Source organism: Thermanaerothrix sp. (genome assembly GCF_056331585.1).
The window spans coordinates 11,748-26,513 of the sequence record NZ_JBWGPQ010000012.1 but is presented as its reverse complement, the minus strand read 5'-3'; the positions used below and the strand labels follow the sequence as shown (position 1 = coordinate 26,513).

Here is a 14,766-nt window from a genome sequence, read left to right as displayed (position 1 = left end):
TTGAGAGACTCCATGGCTGATTAGCCTGCCATGGAGTCTCTCATTCGTCGTTAACTCCGGGCTATGCCAAACCTAACAGTTTGCGAATTTCCGGCAACTTGCCGGCACTGCCTAGTTTTTCGTTCTTGTGAGCAATCATCTTAGCATACTCGGCCATGAAAATCTTACCGATGGGACGAAAATCTACTACTTCGGGGTGCTCTTTCAGGTATTCGCGATGCACGCGGACCCACACTAAGCGCCCATCGGTATCAATATTGACTTTAGTCACCCCTAATTCCGCCGCGCGCTTGAAAAGGTTCTCATCCACCCCCTTGGCGCCTTTGAGGTTTCCACCCGCTGCGTTAATCCGCTCAACCTCCTCCTGAGGAATTGAACTCGCACCATGTAACACCAAGGGGAAGCCGGGTAAGCGCTTCTGAATCTCGGCCAGGACATCAAAGCGCAGAGTCTGTGCCCCGGAGAACTTATACGCCCCGTGGCTGGTGCCAATCGCTACCGCCAGCGAGTCACACCCGGTCCGTTCAACAAATTCTTTGGCCTTATCGGGATCGGTTAATTTCGCCCCGGCCTCATCCACCGCTACATGTTCCTCAACCCCTCCCAACTGCCCCAATTCTGCCTCTACCACCACGCCCTTGGCATGAGCGGCCTCGACCACACGTCGAGTAATGGCCACATTGGTCTCAAAGTCCTCGTGGCTGGCGTCTATCATCACTGAGGAATAAAATCCACTGTTGATCGCGTCATAGCAGGTTTCTTCATCGCCGTGATCCAGATGCACTGCAAAAATGGCTTCGGGGAAGAGGGCATCTGCAGCACGAATAATGGCCTCGAGCATAGACTTATGGGTATAAGACCGTGCTCCCTTACTAATTTGGATGATAAACGGTGCTTGGCTTTCAATGTTACCGCGGAACAACCCCATCGCTTGTTCCAGGTTATTGATGTTATAAGCCCCAATTGCATACTTGCCATAAGCGGCTTCAAATAATTTCTTGGTGGTGACGATCATGCCTTTTTCTCCTTCCTGAATAGGTTTTATATGAGCCAAACAGGTTGTATTGACAAGGAATTGCTCATATTATATCCACAAATCCTGCCCAGGGTGAGGAGAATCGGCTATACTTGAAGACGTTATTCCTAATTCGTGTGGAGCAAATATTAGAATGAACGACTCCTTTCCTCTTATCCACGAAAATGACTTCGAAACAAAAGTCTTATCCTCACCTCTCCCCGTCCTGGTTGAATTCAGTGCTGTTTGGTGCGGCCCTTGCCGCCGCTTAGAACCAGAACTGCATAAACTGGCCGAAATGCTCGGTAACCGCGTCCAGTGCTATAAGGTTGACGTGGACGAAAATCCCAACCTGGCATTTCGCTATCAGATCCTTAGTGTGCCCACGGTCATTCTATTTCAAAACGGCGAGCCCCGCGGGCGCATTAACGGTTACCAGCCTTACCCTAGATTAGTAGAAATCTTCTCGCCTCATTTTGATCTCTAAAGCACCCTCTTTCGGTTAAGGCATCATGAGCGCTCCTTCCTCTACCCTACCGTTTGGCCTGTGGCCCAGCCCCATCAACAGCGCCTTCCTGGCCTATCGTTTGCGCTTTGATGATGTGCAATGGAGCGGTGATGGTCAACACCTTATCTGGTTAGAAGGCCGTCCCAATGGCCAAGGCGTGCTGGTCTCAGCCCCCATCGGTGGTGCACCCCGTGACCTAACCATAGAACAATGGGTACGTGGCGGTGTGGGCTATGGGGGCGGCGAGTTTACCGTTTGGAAGGATCAAATCATCTTCGCCGAGAAACAGGGGCGCCTTTATCACTGTGGGTTACATCACCAAGCACCTCAGCCCCTCACACCCGCGTTCGGTTTTGCGGCGTCACCTGTGATTTCTCCAGATGGGCAATGGGTGGTCTACGTATGGACGGATCATCAGACTGACCTGCTGGCGTTAGTAGATCGAGAAGGCCATTTGTGGCCGATGAAACTGGTTCAAGGAGCGGATTTCTACATGCAACCCGCCTGGCATCCTAGCGGGCAGATGCTGGCCTGGATCGAATGGTATCACCCCAACATGCCCTGGGAAGCGACCTGGCTGAAAATCGGCACCCTTGAAGGCACTCCCCCGCACCTAATCAGTGAGGAACCCCTGGCCGGCGATGGCAGTCTTACGGTTACCCATCCACTGTTTTCGCCGGATGGACGCTTCTTGACTTACATTGTTAATCACGGTGACTGGGATCAGTTAATCCTGCTCGATCTACAAACACGCCAGCGCCGCATCTTGGTTGAAGGGGATGGCGTTCTTCTGCGTTATCCCGCTTGGGTGCAAGGGATGCGCTCGGTGGGATGGAGTCCTAATGGGCAACGCCTCTATTATCTGCGCCATTACGGGGGTCAGGCAACCCTCTGGTGGGTAGACACTGACCAGGGACAATCCCACCCCATAGATACTGCCCCTTATACCTGGCTAGCCCAATTGGCTGTCTCTCCGCAGCACGATGAATTGGCCGTGTTAGCTTCCGCCCCCGATATTCCCGACCGCATCCTGCGCTGGGATGGCGAGCGCTGGCATATCGTCGCTCACAGCGACAGTGAACACCTCCTGCCGGAGTACCTTCCCCGCCCTCAGCACCTATCCTGGCAAGCGGAAGACGGTCTAATCGTCCATGCCTGGTATTACCCGCCCACCCATCCACATGTGCGGGGTGAAGGGTTGCCTCCCGCCATTGTCAATGTCCACGGCGGCCCTACCTCGGTGGCTTATGTGCGCTACAACCCAGAAATTGCTTACTTCACCTCCCGCGGCTACGCTTGGGTAGAACTTAATTACCGTGGCAGCAGCGGGTATGGACGTACGTACCAGGACGCACTTCGCGGCCGTTGGGGGGTAAGCGACGTCGAAGATGCCGTCGCGTTAGCCAACCTTTTGGAAGAACAAGGCCTGGCGGATGGAAAACGACTGGTTATCCGTGGCGGCAGTGCCGGCGGTTACACTGTGCTGAACGCGCTTGCGCGTTACCCCGAACGCTACCGTGCCGGTCTTTGCCTCTACGGGGTCAGCAATCTATTTACCTTGGCTATGGAAACGCACAAGTTTGAATCCCACTACACCGATACCTTAGTAGGCCCCCTGCCTCAAGCCGCTCAAATCTATCGTGAGCGTTCCCCCATTTATTATGCCAACCAAATCCAGCGCCCCTTGGCTGTATTTCAAGGGGCCGAGGACCGGATGGTACCTCCCAATCAGTCTGAAACTATTGTTGAGGCTCTACGACGGCGGGGTATTCCCTGTGTTTACCGCCTTTACCCTGGAGAGGGACACGGCTTTCGAAAAGCCGAAACGCTGACGGATTATCTCCAAACGGTTGAGGCATTTCTTAAAGAACACGTTCTCTTCGGCGTCTGACCTCGAGCCAGAGGTCAAGCAGTAAAATCGTCGCCCTCTTCGCCTTCTGGGATCACTGCCTCCACCGGTGGAACAACCTCGCTATCCAGACGGTGATCTACGCGGCTGTAATGTCCGCGCAACTCATCCAGTATGGTGCCTTCCCACAACGGCACACCGTCAAAATAGGCCGCCCGACCAATCATATGGGCAGCCACGGGCACGGTGAGCAATAGAAACATAATGATAGCCAGAACCCGCACCGCAATGCTAAACTCGTTGAAATAAACCGCCGCCGCCAGCATCACTAGACCGCTGCCCAGGGTCGCCGCTTTGGATGTGGCGGACATGCGGGTATACAAATCCGGCATACGCAATACGCCTAAACTGGCCAAGAACATGAACGCTGCCCCTCCGATCATAAGTACATCCACTAAAATTTCGCGCACCATCACACCCTCCGCTCAATGTAGTACGCAAAGGCTACCGTCCCCAAGAACGAGACCAAAGCCAGGATGATGGCCACATCCAAAAAGGCAGCCTGATCGTTCAAGATGGCATACGTGGCAATAATCCCGATCAACAGAGTTACCATCAAATCCAAAGCCACAATCCGATCTGGAAGGCTAGGACCGCGGAATAGGCGAATGAACGTCAGAATCATCCCCCCAGTTAAAACTGAAAGGATAAGTATTGCAACCAGGGTAAGGCTCATGTCTCAAACAACTCCTTGATACGACGCTCGTAACCTTCTTTAACTTCGCGGCGAATTACATCGGGGCTTTCAAGGAACAGCGTATGTAAGAAGAGGGTCCTTAAATCGTTCGAAATATCCACCGAAAGTGTTCCCGGAGTCAAGGTAAGCATATTGGCCAAAAAGACTGCGGCTGAGCGATTGCGTAATGACAATGGCACAGCCACAATAGCGGGACGTAAATGCTTTTTGGGATCGCGTGAAAGCACGATCCGCGCCACACGCAAGTTCGCCAACACCAATTCCCGCAAGTAAAATCCCAGAAACAAGAGAGCCAGTGGCATCTTGCGGAAATAATTTGGTCCGATTTGGCGCGCCGTTAACCAGAGGGCAAAGTAACCCAAAATGAAACCAAAAACCAACGTGGACACATCAAACTGTCCCATCAAGGCCGCCCAAGCTAGTGCCAGCAGGACGTTGAGCAAGAGCAAATTCACGGTATACCTCCCATTACGGCGGCGACATAGGTACCTGGATCCAGTAACTGCACTGCGGCGCGCAGCGCAAACGCATACAGGGGCTCTGCCCAAAGGCCCAGCACAATGGTAATCAGCCCCATCACCACAATTGGCGCTATCAGTGCGAAACGCTGTCCCCACGACCCGGAAAGGGGCCTCAACACACTCTCGGCGGGCTTCCAAAAGGCTTCCTGCCAAATCTTAGTCATGGAGAACAGCGTGAGCAGGCTCACACCCAGTGAAACGCCCACAATCACCCCTTGTCCCTGAGCCAAACCTGCTTGGACCAAGGCCAATTTGCCGAAAAAGCCCGAGAGCGGCGGGATGCCGGCCAGCGAGAGGGCTGGCATGAGAAACCCCAGTGCCAACCAGGGATATGTTCGGTATAACCCACCTAAGCGGCGCAAGTCAAACGTCCCCCCTAGGCGATACATCACCTCAGCGATCAGAAACAACACGGCTTTAGCCATAATTACATGCACCATAAAGTACAGGGTAGCCGCTAATGAGGATTGGCTGAAAAGCCCTAATCCCATCAAGAGATATCCAATCTGACTGATAATGTGAAAGGAAAGAAGGCGACGGATATCATATTGCGCGGCAGCCCCCAACACGCCAGTTACCATGGTCAAGCCCCCTAACACCAGTAGCAGTGTATGTGTAAACGCGACATCGGCCAGGAAGAGCAACGTGAATACACGCACTAACGCGTACACCCCTACCTTGGTCAACAATCCTGAGAACAAGGCCGTTACCGTTACCGGTGGCGTATGGTAAGACGCCGGTAACCAGAAAAAGAGGGGAAAGACCGCGGCTTTGATGCTGAAAGCCACCATATACATAACCGCAACGGTGGTCACCAGATCCGGCGCAATGGTAGTGCGCAGACGGATGGAAAGATCCGCCATGTTCAGCGTGCCGGTGAGACTGTACAGCACCGCGGTCGCAGTGAGAAACAATGCCGAAGAGAGAAGATTCAAGATCACATATTTCAGCGCCCCTTCCAGTTGCGCCCGCTCGCCTCCCAACGCAATCAGCACAAACGAGGCCATGAGCATGACCTCGAACCACACATAGAGGTTGAAGATATCGCCAGTAATGAACGCCCCGCACACCCCCATAAGAAGGACAAAAAATAAGGGGTAAAATCCAAAGCGCAGTCGTGCTTCATCCATGCTACCAAGCGAGAAAATGGCAATTAGCAGAGCCAGACCGCTCGCTACAGTCACCATCAGCGCACTGAGACGATCCACCACCAGCGAGATACCATAAGGGGGTGGCCAGTTCCCGACCTGCACAACCCGAATTCCCTCTCGCTCCACCAGTCCAAGCAGCGCCAAACCACATCCCAAGAGTAAAGCACTTCCAGAGACTGCGACAACCCGCTGCCAAACCAGTTTATGCCAGGCGAGCAAGGTCAGGATAGCAAGGAACAGCGGTAAAATGAGGGGCGAAAGCACTAAGTAATCTGCCATCAATGTTCCTCCACCTCGTTGTCTTCATGATAATGATCGGGGTGATAACGGGGTTGAATGTCCGTATCCCGTAACTGGTTTAGATCACTGGTGCCCAAGGTCTGATAGACCTGGCGCATTAAGGTAATGGCAAATGCCGTAACGCCAAAACTGATCACGATTGCCGTCAGGATCAAGGCTTGGGGCAAAGGATCTGCATATGGGGGTTGTAATGCTGTTGCTCCCATTGGGATGAGCGGCGGGCGCCCACGCACCAAGCGCCCCAGAGTAAATATCAGCAAATTGATGGCATTGCTGAGAATAATCAGCCCGATCAACACCTTGACCAAATTGCGTCGCATCATTAGATAGAGCGAAATGGTAAATAGCACTCCCACCAACAAGGCTAGGGCTGGTATCATCTCAATCCTCCGCCAGGGTAAATAAAATCAGCAGCGTAGTTCCCATCACCGTCAGATAAACTCCGATATCGAAGATCAACGGTGTGCCCACCTTGCCAACTACCGGCAGTGCTTGCTTCCACCACAGTCCGGTCATGAACGGTTGCCCCGCCAACCAAGCCACCATAGCACTGCTCAAGGCAACCAATAACCCTGCGGCGATCAACACCCGCGGCTCAACGCGGAGCAATTCACGGGCAGCGGCCACCCCCTCCGCAATCATATAGAGCACAATCGCCACGGCTGCCACCAGGCCACCAACAAAACCGCCTCCAATCTCATTGTGTCCGCGCAAGAGTAGGAAAACCGAGAATACAATGAGCAAGGGCATTAAATAACGCGTGGCAACGGATAAAATCTCAGAGCGTCCTTTCATGTGCTACCTCTTCCTCTTCCTCGCTTAACCCCTCAAAATGAACCGCCAAATGCCCCAACGTCAAACGCACCAGGGCATAGACCCCAATTCCAGCCAGGGCAAGCACGGTAATCTCGCCCAACGTATCTAAGCCGCGAAAATCCACCAGAATTACATTGACCACGTTTCGGCCGTTGGCTAGAGGCAGGCTGTTTTGAGCAAAATAATCGGAAATATGGGGCACCAGGGGACGCGCGGTCACAATCAAGACAATGGCGGTCATTAAGAACCCACCCCCGATTGCCACCAATAAGTCTAGGAAACGGGTTGGAGAAGGGGCCAAACGAGTAAATTTGGGCAAACGGTAAACCACCAGTACAAAAAGGATGACCACCAGCGTCTCGATGGCAAACTGCACCATCGCCAGGTCAGGGGCGGAATAAATCAGATAAACCGCCACCAATCCATATCCAATCACCCCCATGGTGGCTACCGTAGCCAAGCGGGAACGTAAACGGGGGATGATCACAGCCGCAGCGATCATTAATGCCACAATGGCCCCTTCATAAAAGCGGATTTCTCCCCACCCTCCAACACCCAACCAGGTCAACCGGCTGAATAACGTAAAACCGGTAAGCCCTACGGTGGTTAGGATAACCGTCATCACATAGAGTCGCAGATAGCCGTTCTGAATCAAGCGCGTCTGCCAGGCCGCAAAGCGACGCAGGCCGTGAAAGAGATACTCATATATCCGTGCTGGCCCAAAAGGAGCGAGAACCTGCCAAAGCCACCCACCCTGCCAGAGCCAGCGATAACCTGCCCAACCCAACCCTCCAAGAAGCATAGTAAGTAGACTCAGTCCAAACACCGGCGTTAATCCATGCCAGAGCACCAATTTGACCTTCAGTGAGTGTTGGAGAACGCTCTGAGCCGCGCCCTGAACCAACGGGGTGACAAAAAGATTCGGAAATAGACCGCCCAGGAGTCCCAAAGTACTCAACACCAGCGGTCCCAGCCAGAACGCAAGTGAAACCATATGTGGCTCATGAGGGAGATCACGTTGACGTTTCCAAAACGGCCCCACCGCGATCAGCCCCGCCACCACAAAAGTCAACGCCCCGGCCAGGATCGCCCCGCCCAAAGGCAACGCAGAGAGCCAAGTGCCTTCCGCCAGGGCTTCATAGAAAACCTCTTTGGCCAAAAACCCCAATGCCGGCGGTAACCCAGCCATGGAAATTCCGGCCAGTGCTGCTGCCAGCGTTACCCATGGCAGAACGGGCGCCAAGCCACCCAGGCGTTCAACATCACGGGTGCCAGCACTGTGATCCACCGCACCTGCCACCAGAAATAACGCCCCTTTATAGAATGCATGCGCCAGGATATAAAGTGTCGCCCCCTTGACCGCTAAATCGGTGTTTAACCCCAGTAGTAAGGTCATTGTCCCCAGTGCGCCAACGGTCGTGTAAGCCAGCAAACGCTTGAGATCACGTTGGCCTATGGCTAATAATGCGCCTGTCAACATCGTTACAAAGCCCACACCGCTCACCAGGGTTGACCAGAGCGGTGTTCCGGCTAGAACCGGGGTGAGACGTGCCAGTAAAAATATCCCCGCCTTGACCATGGTGGCCGAATGCAGATACGCGCTCACCGGGGTTGGTGCCGTCATCGCATTGGGGAGCCAAAAATGAAAGGGGAAATGAGCCGATTTGGTGAACGCCCCGATCAATATCAGAAGCAAAGCACTGGTATAGAGTGGGCTGGAACGGACGACTGCGCCATTTTGATTGATGACGCTTATCATTCCACTACCAACCATCTGGCTTAAGAGCACCAATCCGGCCAAGAGGGCCAGACCACCTCCGGCGGTAACTAATAAGGCTTGCCAAGCTGCCGCGCGCGAGGTGTAGCGCTGATGATCAAAGCCAATTAAGAGGAAGGACGTGATGCTGGTCAACTCCCAGAAGACAAAAAGAAGAACCAAATGGTCACTGAGCACAATCCCCAACATAGAGACCATGAACAGGGTGATAATGATGAAAAAACGTCCCTGGTAAGGATGCCCAGCCAGATAACCACCTGCGTAGATAATGACCAACGCACCGATTCCGGTGACTAAAAGGGCAAATAAAAGCGCTAGCCCATCCAGGCGAAACGCCAGATCAACCCCCAGAGAGGGTACCCAAGCGTATCGCTCCTCAATCACCTGCCCCTGGATCAAGATGGTTGGTGCTTGGGTCAAGAAATAACCCAACCATCCCAGCGGTAACAGAGCAATAAGCCACCCACTATGGGCTTGAAAACGACAGTATAACACTGGAATTAACGCCGCAAAGAAAAATCCAGATAGGACAATAACCAGCATCCTCCCTCCTTTCCTGTTCTTTTTTTTCTACACGCAACAAGTGGCATAAAATTACAGGAGGATACCCGGCTTGTCAAGGTAGTTGGTCGGTTTCTTTTGGATAAGTGCCTTACCAAATCAGAAAACGAAGAACGCGGCCCTATTGATCGCCATCCGGGGTAACCGACACATGTTTGGGTGGTGTTACCTTGCCGTGAAACTGGGGCAGGAAAGGCCAACTCGTCGCCAAAATGTCCTCAAGCACGGCTTCAGCCCGGTTCAAGCGCGGCCCCAGGGGATGGGTAATCAACGCTTGGTAAGCCGCCTCAACATCCCCTTCTGCCGCTGCACGCACGGTGAGTATTTCATAGGCCTTGACCGTTGTCACCAAACCAAAGGCAAATAGCGGCAAAGGCTGTGCTGGCAAAGGTTCAATCCCCTGGCGTGAAACGCGCGCCGGTAATTCCAACACCCATTGCGCATCCCATCCCTTAACCGCACCGCGATGGGGCACGTTGACCACGTGGACTTCGCCCAGGTTGTTGTAATGGGCCGAAATTAACTGAGTGGCAACGGTGGAATAGTAGGCTCCCCCTCGCCGCATCAAGTCAGGTGGTAAATCTACCAGCGTAGGATCTGCATATTGCTTAAGCAATTGAGTCTCAATTTGCATCACCTGCTCAGCGCGCGAGGGTGGCCAGTGTACTTGTTCGTGCAGTTTTTCGTCGGTGTGATAGTAGTAATGCAGATAATAGTTAGGGATCATATGTGTGCTTTCCAGGTAACGCGGCTCCCACTCCGGGTGTTCCTGCCCCCTGGCTTTCTGAATGAACGCCCTCAACACGTAACGCCAGAAATCCTCCCCTTCTATGGTTAGCCCATAATGCCACGTTAGATGGTTTAGCCCTAATGTCTTCAATTCCGCCTGCTCGGGAGCAATCTCTCTCCCCATGCTTTCCTTCAACAGTGCCAGGAATTGCATTTTAGCTGTATAGGGGACATTGCAAACCCCCACCGCCCTCACTTCGGGTACGTACCGGTTGAGGGCTTCCACAATCAACCCAGCTGGATTAGTGAAGTTGATCAGCCAAGCATCTGGGGCCACGGCTTTCATCTCGCGCGCAATGTCCAAAATAACCGGGATGGTGCGAAGGGCTTTTGCCAGCCCCCCAACCCCAGTGGTTTCTTGCCCAATTAACCCATGCCGTCGTGCCAGATATTCGTCCTGCCGTCGCGCTTCCATCTGTCCGACTCGGAATTGAGTGCATACATAAGCTGCACCCGCCAGCGCTTCACGCCGGTCGGTCGTCAGGACAACCCGAAACGGGCGTCCATGGGCTTCCACCATGCGTTGAACGAACCCGCCCACAATTGCCAGACGATGCTGATCCACATCCATGAGCCATAATTCGCGCAGCGGCAATTGCGCTGTCCGCTCCAGAAATCCCTTGACCAATTCCGGCGTATAGGTCGAACCACCACCAATGACGGCAATCTTCATATCCCACCTCACTGAAAAGACATCACAGTCTGTTGCAGGTTTTCCAACGCTTGCTGGATACGGTTCCGAGGCATTCGAACCACTTCCATCGCCAGCACAACAGCCCCCACCACCGGCAAAGTGGGTAACAGGAGTAGACGAGCCTTTGGTACTGCCTCCAGCACAACCGGCCTCACGAAATCGGCCAATGCCGGTTGATTCTTAAACATGCTTCCGATCAAAATGATATCTGGAGCTAAGTGAGTCATGTTCAGTCGCCGTGCCACGCTAACCACCATGGCTCCCAATTCACGGCCAGCCCAGTCTAATAACGCCAAGGCAACCTGATCGCCCTCTCGGGCACATTCAAAGACCAGCGGGGCAGCCTCTGCACTCAAATGATAGTACCCACGACAAAGACCTTCAATTAAGTCCCCCAGGTCCTTTGCCCCGGTTTTTTGGATAAACAAGGGAGTTAGCCCCGTGGGCTGCCCGCGTCCGGTCCATTGATACGCTACAAAATGGATTGCCCGCGCCACCAATTCCGTGGCGCCGGCATATTCCCCCATTAAATCCCCATAACCCGTCATGTGGGCATAGTCCCCTTGAGGGTTACGTCCCCAGCAATTACACCCAGTACCGGAAACTAAGGAGATCCCCCAGCCACGAGGACTGATAAGTAATCCCAGTACGGCGTCATTCACAATATCGAGAGGCAAATCGGGACCCAACACAGGATAAAGCGCCTTCAGAAGACCTATGCGTTGAGAAGGCCAATCAAACCCCGAAATGCCCACCCCTGCCGCCCGCAAATCAGGCGGCGAAAGACCAGCCACCGCTAGTGCTTGCTGCGTAGCCTGGGCAACGACCTGCTGAAAAGCCGCTATTCCGACCACATCCGGGTTACCACCCCCTGCCTGACCCAGCCCCAACACTTGCCCATCCGCCGTGGTCACCATCACCTGGGTCTTACTTGATCCAACATCTACGCCCAAAAAATAATCCATCATTTAAGTCTGACCTTTTTTCAATTTTAACAAATCTTCTTCAATCCCCCCATCCTGAACGCCCACACATAGGACACACGATGCAACCCCTAACAAATTGGGATATAATGGATTTAACTAGTAAATAATTACCGCCCCATTCACAGCCTCCCCGGGTTTTAAGTGTCACAATCTTACAGGTAATGGCCATGTCACCCTTTGATTCTCCCCACAGTTTGAAAGCCGCTTTACGAGCGCAGAATTATATCGCCAGCGATGAAATTGCGACCGTGCTTTACCTCAGCCACGCCCTGGGCAAACCCGTGCTTACCGAAGGCCCTGCTGGTGTGGGCAAGACTGAACTGGCAAAAGCCTTGGCCGGGGCAACCGGTTATCCTTTGATCCGCTTGCAGTGCTACGAGGGCTTAGACGAAACCAAAGCTCTCTACGAATGGGAATACGCCAAGCAAATGCTTTATACCCAGTTGTTACGAGATAAACTACAAGACCTTCTTTCCACTAGCGAGACTTTACGTGAAGCCGCCGACCGCCTGGCCCAGGAGGAAGATGTTTTCTTCTCCCTACGGTTTTTACTTCCACGCCCCCTGCTCAAGGCCATTCTGGCCGATACCCCGACCGTGCTACTGATTGACGAAATTGACCGTGCCGATGCCGAATTTGAAGCCTTCTTGCTCGAAATTTTAAGCGACTTCCAGATCAGCATTCCTGAAATTGGTACCCTCACTGCCAAGCACCACCCTTTGGTGGTGCTCACCAGCAATAATACCCGTGAATTGAGCGAAGCCCTCAAGCGCCGCTGCCTCTACCTGTTTATAGGCTACCCAACGTTGGATCAGGAATTGGCTGTGGTACGCCTCAAGGTGCCGGAACTAAGTCCTAAACTCGCCCGTCAAGCCGTGGAATTGGTGCAACGGTTGCGCAACATGGATTTACGTAAGGCACCCAGCATCAGCGAAACCCTCGATTGGGCAAAAGCCCTGGTTTCTTTGAATGCCTCTGCACTGGACGAAAAGACGCTCGAAACAACATTGAGCGTCTTGCTCAAGCACGAGGCTGATTTACAACGGGCGCGCCGTGCGTTCGTGCACCCCGATGATGAAGAACCCCGTCCTCCACGTCCACCTGCGCCGCGCCCGCGGTGGCAGAATTGATGGATTGGGCTCAATCGTTGTTGAGGATAGCCCTATGGAACGGCGAATGGTTCAATTTATTGCCGCCCTACGTGCCAGTGGGGTACGCATTAGCCTGGCCGAAAGTACCGATGCTTTCCAGGCCGTAGAGCAGTTAGGCGTTCAAGACCGCGAACGGTTTCGCCTTAGCCTCCGGGCCACTTTGATCAAAGAGGCGCGCGATATCCCCGTCTTTGAGCGACTCTTTCCGCTTTTCTTTCAATCTCAAGAACCGCCTCCCTTACAAAACGTCCTCGGTACGTTAACAGCCCAGGAAGCGCGCCTGCTGGCCGAAGCCCTGCGCCAATTGTCCCAACATCTTCAACACATGATACAAAAACTGCTTGCCGGGCAGCCGCTTTCGCCCCAGGAATTAGAACAACTGGATATGCTTTTCAATGCCGAGCCCCCCACAGATCCTCGTTATCGCAACTGGTTGGCACGTCAATTCGAGGCCGCATTGCATTTTGACGAAGTACAAGAAGCCCTGGAAGGTCTGCTTCAGCGCTTACGCGAGTTGGGATTCAACCGCCACAAGGTGGATCAAATCCGCCGTGCCCTTCAGGCCAACCTCCGTGCCATGCAGGCCCAATTGCATCAGCATGCCGGTGAACGCATCCTCGACGCCATGGTCAAAAACCCTCGCCAGCCTTCCAATGACGGTTTGCTCAACCGCCCCTTACAGCACCTAACCCCGGATGAAATGCACCGTCTGCGGCGCGAGGTGCAACGCTTAGCCACCGCCCTGCGCACTCGCCTGGCGCTACGGATGAAGCGTGCGCGGAACGGTCAACTCGACCCTAAAGCCACCCTGCGCGCCAGCCTGAAGTACGGCCTTATTCCGCTTGAACTGCGTTATAAAGACCACGCCCTCAAGCCCAAACTGGTGGTGATCTGCGACATCAGCACCTCCATGCGCTTTTGCTCCGAATTGATGCTCAGCCTGCTTTACGCGCTCCAAGACCAAATCGGCCATACCCATGCATTTGCCTTCATTGATCATCTGGAATACATCTCACCCGATTTTGAGCGTCTGCCCCCCGAAGAGGCGATCATCCAGGTGCTCCAACGCATGCCTCCCGGTTACTACAACACCGATTTAGGGTTTGCACTGACCGAATTCGATCACCACTACCTACATACCTTAGACCAACGCACAACTCTGATCCTCGTGGGCGATGGACGCAATAACTACAACGACCCACGCGCCGATTTACTCGAACGCTTTGCCCGCCGGGCGCGCAAGGTAATTTGGCTGAATCCCGAACCACCCTGGCTATGGGGAAGCGGCGACTCTGACATGCCCCGTTATTTACCCTATTGCACCCATGTCTTTCAGGTCGCCAACCTGAACCAACTCACCGCCGCCGTGGATCACATGCTCACGCATTAAAGCGTTGGTAGGGATTTAGGTACTTGCAGAAACGATTCCAGTAATTCCAATGCTTCAGGCACATAGCGCCGCCCCAACCCGATGCGGAAGTGATTGCCCCGATCCTCAAATAAGGTACCAGGCGCCAGTAACACGCCGGTCTTCATCACTAGGGCATCGCAAAATTCTTCGACATCCCCTTCTAACAAACGCGGAAAAGCCACCGAGCCGGCCTGAGGCGGTACCCAGGCAAACTGCTCGCTGTGGCGCTGAAAGAACTCCGTCCAATGCTCCAGATTCTGGCGTAGGATGTCCCGATTGCGTTCTAGTAGAACCTCCCGATGTTTAAGAGCCACCTCAGCCAGCATCTCAGCCGGTGCACTGTTGCAAATGGTAAGGTAATCCTTGACCACAGCCATCGCCTGAAGCACATCCGGGCGATGCGTGGCGATCCACCCAATGCGCAGCCCCGGCAATCCGTAGGCTTTCGACATGACTCCAAGGGACACCGCATTGGGGTTA

15 protein-coding genes are annotated in these 14,766 nt (G+C 53.7%); 4 read left to right on the top strand and 11 right to left on the bottom strand.

What is annotated here, in order from left to right; translation table 11 throughout:
• Positions 1-61 precede the first annotated feature (61 nt).
• Positions 62-1,015: a class II fructose-bisphosphate aldolase gene (locus tag AC01YT_RS06190; RefSeq protein ID WP_476673696.1), complete on the bottom strand. Its 954-nt coding sequence runs from the start codon at positions 1,013-1,015 to the stop codon at positions 62-64.
• Between the two features lie 154 nt (positions 1,016-1,169).
• Between AC01YT_RS06190 and AC01YT_RS06185 the strand changes: the two genes are divergently transcribed.
• Positions 1,170-1,502 carry a thioredoxin family protein gene (locus AC01YT_RS06185; protein ID WP_476673694.1) on the top strand — a complete coding sequence of 111 codons (333 nt, stop codon included), beginning with the start codon at positions 1,170-1,172 and terminating at the stop codon, positions 1,500-1,502.
• Positions 1,503-1,527: 25 nt separating this feature from the next.
• Entirely contained in the window at positions 1,528-3,414 is a 1,887-nt protein-coding gene (locus AC01YT_RS06180) for a S9 family peptidase (protein WP_476673692.1), read from the top strand.
• A gap of 14 nt (positions 3,415-3,428) precedes the next feature.
• On the opposite strand, the gene mnhG is transcribed toward AC01YT_RS06180, so the two are convergent.
• The 9 genes from mnhG to AC01YT_RS06135 all read right to left on the bottom strand — a co-directional run bounded on the left by mnhG (position 3,429) and on the right by AC01YT_RS06135 (position 11,706).
• Positions 3,429-3,845: a monovalent cation/H(+) antiporter subunit G gene (gene mnhG / locus AC01YT_RS06175; protein ID WP_476673690.1), complete on the bottom strand. Its 417-nt coding sequence runs from the start codon at positions 3,843-3,845 to the stop codon at positions 3,429-3,431.
• Positions 3,845-4,108, bottom strand: a complete 264-nt coding sequence (locus tag AC01YT_RS06170) for a monovalent cation/H+ antiporter complex subunit F (RefSeq protein WP_476673688.1) — start codon at positions 4,106-4,108, stop codon at positions 3,845-3,847. The genes mnhG and AC01YT_RS06170 overlap by 1 nt, the downstream gene beginning before the upstream one ends.
• On the bottom strand, positions 4,105-4,584 hold the full coding sequence (locus tag AC01YT_RS06165) for a Na+/H+ antiporter subunit E (RefSeq protein WP_476673686.1): 480 nt from the start codon (positions 4,582-4,584) through the stop codon (positions 4,105-4,107). The genes AC01YT_RS06170 and AC01YT_RS06165 overlap by 4 nt, the downstream gene beginning before the upstream one ends.
• Entirely contained in the window at positions 4,581-6,080 is a 1,500-nt protein-coding gene (locus tag AC01YT_RS06160; protein ID WP_476673684.1) for a Na+/H+ antiporter subunit D, read from the bottom strand. Before AC01YT_RS06160 ends, AC01YT_RS06165 begins: the two co-directional genes overlap by 4 nt.
• Positions 6,080-6,481, bottom strand: coding sequence for a Na+/H+ antiporter subunit C (locus AC01YT_RS06155; protein WP_476673682.1), 402 nt, complete (start codon positions 6,479-6,481; stop codon positions 6,080-6,082). The genes AC01YT_RS06160 and AC01YT_RS06155 overlap by 1 nt, the downstream gene beginning before the upstream one ends.
• Position 6,482: 1 nt before the next feature.
• Entirely contained in the window at positions 6,483-6,896 is a 414-nt protein-coding gene (locus AC01YT_RS06150) for a Na+/H+ antiporter subunit B (protein ID WP_476673680.1), read from the bottom strand.
• Positions 6,880-9,237, bottom strand: coding sequence for a putative monovalent cation/H+ antiporter subunit A (locus tag AC01YT_RS06145; RefSeq protein WP_476673678.1), 2,358 nt, complete (start codon positions 9,235-9,237; stop codon positions 6,880-6,882). The genes AC01YT_RS06150 and AC01YT_RS06145 overlap by 17 nt, the downstream gene beginning before the upstream one ends.
• A 139-nt stretch (positions 9,238-9,376) precedes the next feature.
• Complete coding sequence (locus AC01YT_RS06140) at positions 9,377-10,717, bottom strand: 6-phospho-beta-glucosidase (protein WP_476673676.1); 1,341 nt, start codon at positions 10,715-10,717, stop codon at positions 9,377-9,379.
• A gap of 8 nt (positions 10,718-10,725) precedes the next feature.
• On the bottom strand, positions 10,726-11,706 hold the full coding sequence (locus tag AC01YT_RS06135; protein WP_476673674.1) for an N-acetylglucosamine kinase: 981 nt from the start codon (positions 11,704-11,706) through the stop codon (positions 10,726-10,728).
• Between the two features lie 185 nt (positions 11,707-11,891).
• Between AC01YT_RS06135 and AC01YT_RS06130 the strand changes: the two genes are divergently transcribed.
• Positions 11,892-12,854: an AAA family ATPase gene (locus AC01YT_RS06130; RefSeq protein ID WP_476673672.1), complete on the top strand. Its 963-nt coding sequence runs from the start codon at positions 11,892-11,894 to the stop codon at positions 12,852-12,854.
• Positions 12,855-12,888: 34 nt separating this feature from the next.
• Entirely contained in the window at positions 12,889-14,265 is a 1,377-nt protein-coding gene (locus tag AC01YT_RS06125) for a vWA domain-containing protein (protein ID WP_476673670.1), read from the top strand.
• Here AC01YT_RS06125 and AC01YT_RS06120 read toward each other — a convergent pair.
• A partial coding sequence (locus AC01YT_RS06120) for an aminotransferase class I/II-fold pyridoxal phosphate-dependent enzyme (protein ID WP_476673668.1) occupies positions 14,262-14,766 on the bottom strand: 505 nt, incomplete at its 5' end. The genes AC01YT_RS06125 and AC01YT_RS06120 overlap by 4 nt on opposite strands.

Coding starts and splice junctions, on each gene's coding strand:
- AC01YT_RS06190 (WP_476673696.1), bottom strand. CDS start 1,015: ATGATCGTCACCACCAAGAAATTATTTGAAGCCGCTTATGGCAAGTAT.
- AC01YT_RS06185 (WP_476673694.1), top strand. CDS start 1,170: ATGAACGACTCCTTTCCTCTTATCCACGAAAATGACTTCGAAACAAAA.
- AC01YT_RS06180 (WP_476673692.1), top strand. CDS start 1,528: ATGAGCGCTCCTTCCTCTACCCTACCGTTTGGCCTGTGGCCCAGCCCC.
- mnhG (WP_476673690.1), bottom strand. CDS start 3,845: ATGGTGCGCGAAATTTTAGTGGATGTACTTATGATCGGAGGGGCAGCG.
- AC01YT_RS06170 (WP_476673688.1), bottom strand. CDS start 4,108: ATGAGCCTTACCCTGGTTGCAATACTTATCCTTTCAGTTTTAACTGGG.
- AC01YT_RS06160 (WP_476673684.1), bottom strand. CDS start 6,080: ATGGCAGATTACTTAGTGCTTTCGCCCCTCATTTTACCGCTGTTCCTT.
- AC01YT_RS06155 (WP_476673682.1), bottom strand. CDS start 6,481: ATGATACCAGCCCTAGCCTTGTTGGTGGGAGTGCTATTTACCATTTCG.
- AC01YT_RS06150 (WP_476673680.1), bottom strand. CDS start 6,896: ATGAAAGGACGCTCTGAGATTTTATCCGTTGCCACGCGTTATTTAATG.
- AC01YT_RS06145 (WP_476673678.1), bottom strand. CDS start 9,237: ATGCTGGTTATTGTCCTATCTGGATTTTTCTTTGCGGCGTTAATTCCA.
- AC01YT_RS06140 (WP_476673676.1), bottom strand. CDS start 10,717: ATGAAGATTGCCGTCATTGGTGGTGGTTCGACCTATACGCCGGAATTG.
- AC01YT_RS06135 (WP_476673674.1), bottom strand. CDS start 11,706: ATGATGGATTATTTTTTGGGCGTAGATGTTGGATCAAGTAAGACCCAG.
- AC01YT_RS06130 (WP_476673672.1), top strand. CDS start 11,892: ATGTCACCCTTTGATTCTCCCCACAGTTTGAAAGCCGCTTTACGAGCG.
- AC01YT_RS06125 (WP_476673670.1), top strand. CDS start 12,889: ATGGAACGGCGAATGGTTCAATTTATTGCCGCCCTACGTGCCAGTGGG.